Source organism: Pseudomonas bubulae (assembly GCF_900618535.1).
Lineage (GTDB): Bacteria > Pseudomonadota > Gammaproteobacteria > Pseudomonadales > Pseudomonadaceae > Aquipseudomonas > Aquipseudomonas bubulae.
On sequence record NZ_UYJA01000003.1, the window covers coordinates 659,106 to 669,163 of the forward strand.

Genomic DNA, 10,058 nt, shown 5'->3' on the forward strand with positions numbered 1-10,058 from the left:
CGATCGAATGACTGACACCCGCAACGGCGAGGACAACGGCAAATTGCTCTATTGCTCCTTCTGTGGCAAAAGCCAGCATGAAGTGCGCAAATTGATTGCCGGCCCCTCGGTCTTTATCTGCGACGAATGCGTTGACCTGTGCAATGACATCATCCGTGAGGAGGTGCAGGAAGCCCAGGCCGAGAGCAGCGCGCATAAATTACCATCGCCAAAAGAAATCAGCGGCATCCTTGATCAATACGTCATTGGTCAGGAGCGTGCCAAAAAGGTTTTGGCTGTAGCGGTGTACAACCACTACAAGCGCCTCAACCAGCGTGACAAGAAAAACGACGACGTCGAACTCGGCAAGAGCAACATCCTGCTGATCGGCCCTACCGGTTCGGGTAAGACCCTGCTGGCAGAAACCCTTGCACGCCTGTTGAATGTACCTTTCACCATCGCTGACGCAACCACGCTGACTGAAGCCGGTTACGTAGGCGAAGATGTTGAAAACATCATTCAGAAGCTGCTGCAGAAATGCGATTACGACGTAGAAAAAGCCCAGATGGGCATTGTCTACATCGATGAAATCGACAAGATTTCGCGCAAGTCTGACAACCCTTCGATTACCCGTGATGTTTCCGGTGAAGGTGTGCAGCAGGCATTGCTCAAGCTGATCGAAGGTACCGTGGCTTCCGTACCGCCTCAAGGCGGCCGCAAGCACCCGCAGCAGGAGTTCTTGCAGGTTGATACCCGCAACATCCTGTTTATCTGCGGTGGTGCGTTCTCGGGCCTTGAGAAGGTTGTACAGGCTCGCTCGACTCGCGGCGGCATCGGCTTCAGTGCCGAAGTGCGCAGCAAGGAAGAGGGCAAGAAGGTTGGCGAATCCCTGCGTGAAGTCGAGCCTGACGATCTGGTCAAGTTTGGCCTGATCCCGGAATTCGTGGGTCGTCTGCCTGTGCTGGCAACCCTGGACGAGCTGGACGAGGCTGCCTTGATGCAGATCCTCACCGAACCGAAGAACGCCTTGACCAAGCAGTACGGCAAGCTGTTCGAGATGGAAGGTGTAGATCTTGAGTTCCGTGCCGACGCCTTGAAGGCCGTGGCCAAGCGTGCTCTGGAGCGCAAAACGGGCGCTCGTGGCCTGCGTTCGATTCTTGAAGGCGTGCTGCTCGACACAATGTATGAAATCCCCTCGCAATCCGAGGTGAGTAAAGTTGTGATCGACGAAAGCGTTATAGAAGGCAAGTCCAAGCCGTTGTTGATCTATGAAAACAACGAAGCGACTGCCAAGGTTGCACCTGACGCGTAAATGTAATGCTGGCATTCCACATTGCGTGTTAAAGAAGGGGCCTTCGGGCCCCTTTGTTTTTCCTGTCGTTCAACGCTTGTTTTTTTTCAAGACTGCCCCCATCTTGGCTTCAAGCTTACATCCATCTGATTACGGCCTTATGGCCGCCGTAGAGGCGAAATCATGAAGACAACCATCGAATTGCCTCTCCTGCCGTTGCGTGATGTTGTTGTGTATCCGCACATGGTGATCCCACTGTTCGTGGGACGCGAGAAGTCGATCGAGGCCCTTGAGGCTGCGATGACGGGCGACAAGCAAATTTTGCTGTTGGCTCAAAAGAATCCGGCTGACGACGATCCGGGCGAAGACGCCCTGTATCGCGTCGGTACCATTGCAACTGTACTGCAACTGCTCAAGCTCCCGGACGGCACGGTCAAAGTGCTGGTTGAGGGTGAGCAACGCGGTGCGGTTGAGCATTTTGGTCAGGCAGATGGTTATCTGAGTGCCGAAGTCTCCCTGATTGACGAAGTGGCTGCCCCGGATCGCGAATCCGAGGTCTTTGTGCGCAGCCTGCTTTCGCAGTTCGAGCAATACGTGCAACTGGGCAAAAAAGTCCCGGCCGAGGTTCTGTCATCGCTTAACAGCATTGACGAGCCAAGCCGTCTGGTCGATACCATGGCTGCCCATATGGCACTCAAGATCGAGCAGAAGCAGGAAATCCTCGAAATCATCGATCTGCAGGCCCGTGTCGAGCACGTTCTGGCCCTGCTGGATGCCGAGATCGACTTGCTGCAAGTCGAAAAGCGCATCCGTGGCCGCGTCAAAAAGCAAATGGAGCGCAGCCAGCGCGAGTACTACCTGAATGAGCAGATGAAGGCCATTCAGAAAGAGCTGGGTGATGGTGACGAAGGTCACAATGAAATCGAAGAGCTGAAAAAACGCATCGATGCTGCCGGTTTGCCGAAAGATGCAATGGCCAAGGCCCAGGCGGAGCTGAACAAGCTCAAGCAAATGTCGCCAATGTCCGCAGAAGCCACCGTGGTGCGCTCCTACATCGACTGGCTGGTGCAGGTGCCGTGGAAGGCTCAGAGCAAGGTGCGCCTGGATCTCAAGCGTGCTGAAGACATTCTGGACGCAGATCACTACGGTCTGGACGAAGTCAAAGAGCGGATTCTCGAATATCTTGCCGTGCAAAAGCGTGTGAAGAAAATTCGTGGCCCGGTTCTTTGCCTGGTCGGTCCACCGGGTGTAGGCAAAACCTCGCTTGCTGAGTCCATTGCCCACGCAACAAACCGCAAATTTGTGCGTATGGCCTTGGGTGGCGTGCGTGACGAAGCGGAAATTCGTGGCCATCGCCGTACGTACATCGGTTCGATGCCAGGAAGATTGATTCAAAAGATGACCAAGGTTGGTGTGCGCAACCCGCTGTTCCTGCTTGATGAAATCGACAAGATGGGCAGTGACATGCGCGGCGATCCGGCGTCTGCACTGCTTGAAGTGCTCGATCCCGAGCAGAACCACAATTTCAACGACCATTACCTCGAGGTTGATTACGACCTGTCCGATGTGATGTTCCTGTGTACGTCCAACTCGATGAACATCCCGCCAGCCTTGCTGGACCGGATGGAAGTCATTCGTCTGCCTGGCTACACCGAAGACGAAAAAATCAACATTGCTGTCAAATACCTGGCCCCGAAACAAATTGAAGCCAATGGCTTGAAGAAGGGCGAGCTGGCATTTGATAACGAAGCCATCCGCGACATGATCCGCTACTACACCCGGGAAGCCGGTGTGCGGGGCCTTGAGCGCCAGATTGCGAAGATCTGCCGCAAGGCGGTCAAAGAGCATGCGCTGGAAAAACGCTTTGCGGTCACCGTCACGCCGGAGCTACTTGAGCACTTTTTGGGCGTAAGAAAATTCAGCTACGGTTTGGCTGAAGTTCAGGACCAGATCGGTCAAGTGACCGGCCTGGCCTGGACCCAGGTGGGTGGCGAGTTGTTGACCATTGAAGCGGCCGTTGTTCCTGGCAAAGGCCAGTTGATCAAGACCGGTTCACTGGGCGACGTGATGGTAGAGTCCATCACCGCTGCATTGACGGTGGTGCGCAGCCGCGCCAAGAGCCTGGGTATCCCGTTGGATTTCCACGAAAAACGCGATATTCACATTCACATGCCCGAAGGCGCTACGCCTAAAGATGGCCCTAGTGCTGGCGTGGGAATGTGTACTGCCCTGGTCTCTGCATTGACCCTGATTCCGGTACGCGCCGATGTTGCCATGACCGGTGAAATTACCCTTCGTGGTCAGGTGTTGGCGATTGGTGGCCTGAAGGAAAAATTACTTGCTGCTCACCGTGGTGGCATCAAAACTGTAATTATTCCCGAAGAGAACGTTCGTGACCTGAAGGAAATTCCTGACAACATCAAACAGGATCTTCAGATTAAACCGGTTAAATGGATTGACGAAGTCCTGCAAATTGCGCTGCAATACGCCCCGGAGCCCTTGCCGGATGTGGCTCCCGAGATTGTTGCCAAGGACGACAAACGAGAATCTGACTCTAAGGAAAGAATTAGCACGCATTAATACGGATTCGCCTGACGGGCTTTCTTGACGCTTTTTAGAGCCCTTGTTATAAAGCGGCTCTATAAGTGTCCGTAAGTGCTTCAGCAGTCGTTTTGCTTTTACCAAAAAACTTTAGAAACATACTCAGACAGATATAAGGGGACTTAGAGTGAACAAGTCGGAACTGATTGATGCTATCGCTGCATCTGCTGATATCCCGAAAGCTGCAGCTGGCCGTGCGCTGGACGCAGTAATCGAATCCGTCACTGGCGCTCTTAAGGCTGGCGACTCTGTGGTACTGGTTGGTTTTGGTACTTTCTCTGTAACCGATCGTCCTGCCCGTATTGGTCGTAACCCACAGACCGGTAAAACGCTGGAAATTCCTGCTGCCAAAAAGCCAGGCTTCAAAGCCGGTAAAGCACTGAAAGAAGCGGTTAACTAAGTTTCTGTAACACCTTTTACCCAACCGGGTCAGGCGCACGCCAGGCTTGGCAGCGGAGCGGTAGTGCAATCGGTGGCAACATCGATGTGTCACGCCGGGGGTCGCGGGTTCGAGCCCGGTCCGCTCCGCCAGTTACGAGAAGGCGCATCCTCGGATGCGCCTTTCTTCTATCCGGACTCTACCCACGCTCCACGGTTGCTCATTATGCAAGACCGTTTCTGGGGGAAGCATGCTGCAAAATATCAGGGACAATTCACAAGGCTGGATTGCCAAGACCATCATCGGTGTCATCGTCGCGTTAATGGCGTTGACCGGTTTCGATGCCATTTTTCAAGCCACCTCTACCAGCCAGGATGCTGCCAAGGTTAACGGTGAAGAAATCACCCAGGTTGAACTGAGCCAGGCCGTCGATATGCAACGCCGGCAGCTGCTGCAGCAGTTGGGCAAGGATTTCGACTCGTCGTTGCTGGATGAAAAAATGCTGCGTGAAGCGGCCCTCAAAGGGTTGATCGATCGCAAGCTGTTGCTGCAAGGCGCCAAAGACGCGAAGTTTTCGTTTTCTGAAGCCGCTTTGGACCAAGTCATTCTGTTGACTCCTGAATTTCAGGAAGACGGCAAATTCAGCCCTGAGCGTTTCGACCAGGTGATCCGTCAACTGGGTTACGGTCGCTTGCAGTTCCGTAACATGCTGGGCGAAGAAATGCTGATTGGTCAGCTGCGTGCCGGTCTGGCGGGCAGTGGTTTCGTGACCGACGAACAGGTGAATGCGTTCGCCCGTCTTGAGAAACAAACTCGTGATTTCGCTTCGCTGAACATCAAGGCCGACCCGGCTGCGGTGAAACTGAGCGATGACGAAATCAAGGCTTACTACGACGAGCACGCCAAGGAATTCATGACCCCTGATCAGGTCGTGATCGACTATATCGAGTTGAAGAAATCTTCTTTCTTTGACCAGGTAGCCGTGAAGGATGATGAGCTTCAAGCGTTGTATCAAAAGGAAATCGCCAACCTGGCCGAACAGCGCCGCGCTGCGCATATCCTGATCGAAGTGAACGACAAGGTCAGCGACGAGCAGGCCAAAGCCAAGATCGCCGAGATTCAGCAGCGTCTGGCCAAAGGTGAAAGCTTCGAAGCTCTGGCCAAGGAGTTCTCCCAGGATCCGGGTTCGGCTGCCAATGGCGGTGACCTGGGCTTCGCAGGCCCTGGTGTTTACGATCCTGTGTTCGAAACGGCTGTTTACGGGTTGAAGCAGGACCAGGTTTCGGAGCCGGTACGCACCAGCTTCGGTTATCACCTGATCAAGCTGCTGGGTGTTGAAGCACCTGAAGTGCCGAGCTTTGCCAGCCTGAAAGACAAGCTGACCCATGACCTGAAAACCCAGCAGGTTGAACGCCTGTTTGTCGATGCAACCAAGCAATTGGAAGACTCGGCATTTGAAGCGTCCGATCTGGCTCAGCCAGCTCAAGAGCTTAAGCTGACTGTGCATACCTCTGCGCCATTTGGTCGTGAGGGGGGCGAGGGTGTCACCGCCAATCGCGCTGTGATTCAGGCCGCATTCAGCACCGAAGTGATGGATGAGGGCGCGAACAGTACAGCCCTGGAGCTGGACCCTGAGACCGTAGTGGTGTTGCGCGTCAAGGAGCACCGCAAGCCTGAGCAGTTGCCGCTGGAGGCTGTTGCCTCGAGCATTCGTGCGCAACTGGTCAAGGAGCACGCCAGTGCTGCGGCCAAAACCCGTGCTGAAGAAATCATCAAGGAGCTGCGCGATGGCAAACTGCCGTTGAACCAGCCGGTTGATGGTCAGGCGTGGAAGGTCCAGGAAGCGGTTGCCCGTGGTCAGGAAGGTATTGATCCTGCCGTCCTGCAAGCGGTATTCCGCATGCCGAAACCTGCAGCCAAGGACAAGCCGACATTCAGCAGTGTCACCCTGGCAGATGGCACTGTGGTTGTATTGCGTTTGAACGGCGTCAACGATGCAGTAGCGCCGACTGAAGAAGAGAAAGCGTCGTATCGCCGCTTCCTCGCTTCGCGTGTTGGCCAGCAAGACTTTGCTGCCTACCGCAAGCAGTTGGAAAACGAAGCCAAGGTTGAGCGCTACTAAGTTCAGCCTGCTTCGCTAAAAATGGCCGCTCATTGAGCGGCCATTTTTTTGCGCTGGTTTTTTTGTGGGAGCGGGCTTGCTCGCGATGGCATCCATGCGCTCTGTCTGACGTATCGCGTCGTTTGTTTCGCGGGCAAGCCCGCCCCCACAGATCATCTCCCAGAGATTGTCGCGAGGCAAAAAAACGCCCGATGCAATCTCTGCACCGGGCGTTTTTGAGTAGCGCTTGTAACGAAGGGTTTACTCTTCGAGGCTGCCCATGGCGGTAGTGTTGAAGCCACCGTCTACGTACATGATTTCGCCGCTGATGCCCGATGCCAGATCCGAGCACAGGAAGGCGCCGGCATTGCCGACTTCGTCGATGGTCACGTTGCGACGCAGTGGAGTCTGCGCTTCGTTGGCCGCCAGCATTTTGCGGAAGTTCTTGATGCCCGACGCTGCCAGGGTACGGATCGGGCCTGCCGATACGCAGTTAACGCGAGTACCCTCAGGGCCCAGGCTGCCTGCCAGGTAACGTACACCGGCTTCCAGGCTGGCCTTGGCCATGCCCATCACGTTGTAGTTAGGCATGGTGCGCTCGGCGCCCAGGTAGGACAGGGTCAGCAGGCTGCCGTTGCGACCTTTCATCATCGGGCGACCAGCCTTGGCCAGGGCCACGAAGCTGTAGGCGCTGATGTCGTGAGCGATGCGGAAGCCTTCACGGGTGGTGGCGTCGGTGAAATCGCCATCCAGCTGGTCGCCAGGAGCGAAACCTACGGAGTGAACGATGCAGTCCAGACCGTCCCACTTCTTGCTCAGGTCTTCGAAGACCTTGGCGATTTCTTCATCGCTGGCAACGTCGCAAGGGAAGCACAGCTCAGGGTTCGAACCCCAGCCTGCGGCGAATTCTTCAACACGACCTTTCAGCTTTTCGTTCTGATAAGTGAAAGCCAGCTCGGCGCCTTCACGGTGCATGGCGGCAGCAATGCCAGAAGCGATGGACAATTTGCTAGCGACACCAACGATCAGTACGCGCTTACCGGTGAGAAAACCCATGTGTTGTTCCTCTATCAGGTTAATCGACAGCCACTGGTGCCAAAAAGGCGGCTTCCAGCAGCTGTTGTGTATATGGATGTTGCGGTGAGGCAAAGATACTTTGCGCATCACCCTGTTCGACCACTTGGCCATGCTTGACCACCATCAATTGGTGGCTCAGCGCTTTGACGACAGCCAGGTCATGGCTGATAAACAAATACGTCAGGTTGTGCCTGGCTTGCAGTGAGCGCAGCAGTTCAACAACCTGGCGTTGTACTGTGCGGTCCAGCGCAGAGGTTGGCTCGTCCAGCAATATCAACTCCGGCTTTAACACCAGTGCGCGGGCAATGGCGATTCTTTGCCGTTGTCCGCCTGAAAACTCGTGAGGGTAACGGTGCCGGGTTTCCGGATCCAGACCTACTTCTCGCAAGGCTTCAATAATTGCACTTTCCTGTTCCGCTTCGGTGCCCATACGGTGAATGCGCAACCCTTCACCGACAATCTCGCTGACGCTCATGCGCGGGCTGAGACTGCCAAACGGGTCCTGGAATACCACCTGCATTTCCCGTCGCAATGGCCTGACTTCTTTCTGTGACAGACAGTCTAGCCGTTTGCCTTCAAAGCTGATCAGGCCCTTGCTGGCAATCAGACGCAAAATCGCCAGGCCCAGCGTTGATTTGCCCGATCCGCTTTCACCCACAATTCCCAGGGTCTGCCCCTGGGGCAAGCTGAAATTGATACCGTCCACCGCTTTCACGTAATCGACGGTCTTGCGCAGCAGGCCTTTCTTGATCGGGAACCATACCTTCAGGTCCTCGACTTGCAGCAATGGCGGACCGGCAATGGTGCTGGCCGGGCCTCCGCTGGGCTCTGCGCTGAGCAGTTCCCGGGTGTAAGGATGCTGCGGCGAACGGAACAGCTGCTCGCACGATGCTTGTTCGACGATTAAACCGCGCTGCATGACACATACGCGATGCGCAATTCTTCGTACAAGGTTCAAATCGTGACTGATCAGTAACAACGACATGCCCAGGCGGGCTTGCAGATCCTTGAGCAAGTCGAGGATTTTAAGCTGAACGGTCACGTCCAGGGCGGTGGTAGGTTCGTCGGCAATCAGCAGTTCGGGTTCATTGACCAGGGCCATGGCGATCATCACGCGCTGTCTCTGACCCCCTGAGAGCTCGTGTGGCAGCGCCTTGAGGCGTTTGTGAGGCTCGGGTATGCCTACCAGCTCCAGAAGCTCCAGGGTGCGCAGGGTAGCGGCCTTGCCGGTGATCCCCTTGTGAATGCCGAGCACCTCATTGATTTGTTTTTCAATGCTGTGCAGCGGGTTCAGGGAGGTCATGGGCTCCTGAAAAATCATCGCAATGCGGTTGCCGCGAATGTTGCGCAGCTTTTTCTCGTCCACGCTGAGCAAATCCTGGCCGCCGTAGGCGATGCTGCCGCTGGGGTGGCGTGCAAGGGGGTAGGACAGCAACCTGAGGATCGAGTGCGCGGTCACCGATTTGCCCGAACCGCTTTCGCCCACCAGGGCCAGGGTTTCGCCGCGCCTGATATCAAAACTGACGCCTTGCACCACCCGCTGCGGTGTGTCACCCGCTACAAACTCGACGCTGAGGTCGCGCACTTCGATCAGATTGTCCTGCGTCATCTTATTTCCTCGGGTCGAAGGCATCGCGAGCGGACTCACCGATAAACACCAGCAGGCTGAGCATGATGGCCAGCACTGCGAATGCACTGATGCCCAGCCAGGGCGCTTGCAGGTTGGACTTGCCCTGGGCCACCAGTTCGCCCAGCGACGGCGCGCCCGGGGGCAGGCCGAAGCCCAGGAAGTCCAGGGCAGTGAGGGTGCCGATGGCGCCAGTGAGGATAAACGGCATAAAGGTCATGGTGGAGACCATGGCGTTGGGCAGGATGTGGCGGTACATGATGGCCATGTCCTGCATGCCCAGGGCGCGGGCGGCGCGCACATACTCCAGATTGCGCCCACGCAGGAATTCGGCGCGCACGACGTCCACCAGGCTCATCCACGAGAACAGCAGCATGATGCCCAGCAGCCACCAGAAATTGGGCTGCACAAAACTGGCGAGAATGATCAGCAGGTACAACACGGGCAAGCCTGACCAGATTTCCAGAAAGCGCTGACCGGCCAGGTCGACCCAGCCACCATAAAAGCCCTGCAAGGCCCCGGCGATCACGCCGATGATGGAGCTCAGTACCGTCAGGGTCAGGGCGAACAGCACCGATATGCGAAAGCCATAAATCACTCGGGCCAGCACGTCGCGGCCCTGGTCGTCGGTGCCCAGCCAGTTCTCGGCGGAGGGCGGTGCAGGGGCAGGGACTTTCAGGTCGTAGTTGATGCTTTGATAGCTGTAGGGGATGGGTGGCCACACAACCCAGGCATCTTTCTTGGCCAGCAGTTCACGGATATACGGGCTTTTGTAGTTGGCTTCGAGGGGGAACTCTCCACCGAAGTCGGTCTCTGGATAGCGCTTGAGCGCCGGGAAATACCACTCCCCGTCGTAATTGATCACCAGCGGTTTGTCGTTGGCGATGAACTCGGCGTTCAGGCTGAGCCCGAACAGCACCAGGAAGATCCACAGCGACCACCAGCCACGCTTGTTGGCTTTGAAACGGGCAAAACGGCGTCGATTGAGGGGGGATAGCTTCAT

Annotated in this window: 7 protein-coding genes; 4 read left to right on the top strand and 3 right to left on the bottom strand. The window is 56.0% G+C overall.

The annotated features are described in order from the left end of the window. Positions 1–7 precede the first annotated feature (7 nt). From clpX to PPTH39_RS14095, 4 genes are all read left to right on the top strand, one after another. Entirely contained in the window at positions 8–1,291 is a 1,284-nt protein-coding gene (gene clpX / locus PPTH39_RS14080) for an ATP-dependent Clp protease ATP-binding subunit ClpX (protein ID WP_016782313.1), read from the top strand. 162 nt (positions 1,292–1,453) lie between these two features. After that, positions 1,454–3,850 carry an endopeptidase La gene (lon, locus tag PPTH39_RS14085; protein ID WP_095001708.1) on the top strand — a complete coding sequence of 799 codons (2,397 nt, stop codon included), beginning with the start codon at positions 1,454–1,456 and terminating at the stop codon, positions 3,848–3,850. A 148-nt stretch (positions 3,851–3,998) separates the two neighbouring features. Further along, positions 3,999–4,271, top strand: a complete 273-nt coding sequence (locus PPTH39_RS14090) for an HU family DNA-binding protein (protein ID WP_016782315.1) — start codon at positions 3,999–4,001, stop codon at positions 4,269–4,271. A gap of 229 nt (positions 4,272–4,500) precedes the next feature. Further along, positions 4,501–6,372, top strand: a complete 1,872-nt coding sequence (locus PPTH39_RS14095) for a SurA N-terminal domain-containing protein (RefSeq protein WP_095019322.1) — start codon at positions 4,501–4,503, stop codon at positions 6,370–6,372. A 240-nt stretch (positions 6,373–6,612) separates the two neighbouring features. Here PPTH39_RS14095 and fabI read toward each other — a convergent pair whose 3' ends face one another. The 3 genes from fabI to PPTH39_RS14110 are packed head-to-tail and all read right to left on the bottom strand — an operon-like array spanning position 6,613 to position 10,058. Continuing rightward, the gene (fabI, locus tag PPTH39_RS14100; RefSeq protein ID WP_016782317.1) at positions 6,613–7,407 is read right to left on the bottom strand and encodes an enoyl-ACP reductase FabI; all 795 of its coding nucleotides are present in this window, start codon (positions 7,405–7,407) and stop codon (positions 6,613–6,615) included. 19 nt (positions 7,408–7,426) lie between these two features. After that, positions 7,427–9,037: an ABC transporter ATP-binding protein gene (locus PPTH39_RS14105; protein WP_130872105.1), complete on the bottom strand. Its 1,611-nt coding sequence runs from the start codon at positions 9,035–9,037 to the stop codon at positions 7,427–7,429. Between the two features lies 1 nt (position 9,038). Next, a complete protein-coding gene (locus PPTH39_RS14110) occupies positions 9,039–10,058 on the bottom strand; it encodes an ABC transporter permease (protein ID WP_095019320.1) in 1,020 nt (339 codons plus the stop codon).

Coding starts and splice junctions, on each gene's coding strand:
- clpX (WP_016782313.1), top strand. CDS start 8: ATGACTGACACCCGCAACGGCGAGGACAACGGCAAATTGCTCTATTGC.
- lon (WP_095001708.1), top strand. CDS start 1,454: ATGAAGACAACCATCGAATTGCCTCTCCTGCCGTTGCGTGATGTTGTT.
- PPTH39_RS14095 (WP_095019322.1), top strand. CDS start 4,501: ATGCTGCAAAATATCAGGGACAATTCACAAGGCTGGATTGCCAAGACC.
- fabI (WP_016782317.1), bottom strand. CDS start 7,407: ATGGGTTTTCTCACCGGTAAGCGCGTACTGATCGTTGGTGTCGCTAGC.
- PPTH39_RS14105 (WP_130872105.1), bottom strand. CDS start 9,037: ATGACGCAGGACAATCTGATCGAAGTGCGCGACCTCAGCGTCGAGTTT.
- PPTH39_RS14110 (WP_095019320.1), bottom strand. CDS start 10,058: ATGAAGCTATCCCCCCTCAATCGACGCCGTTTTGCCCGTTTCAAAGCC.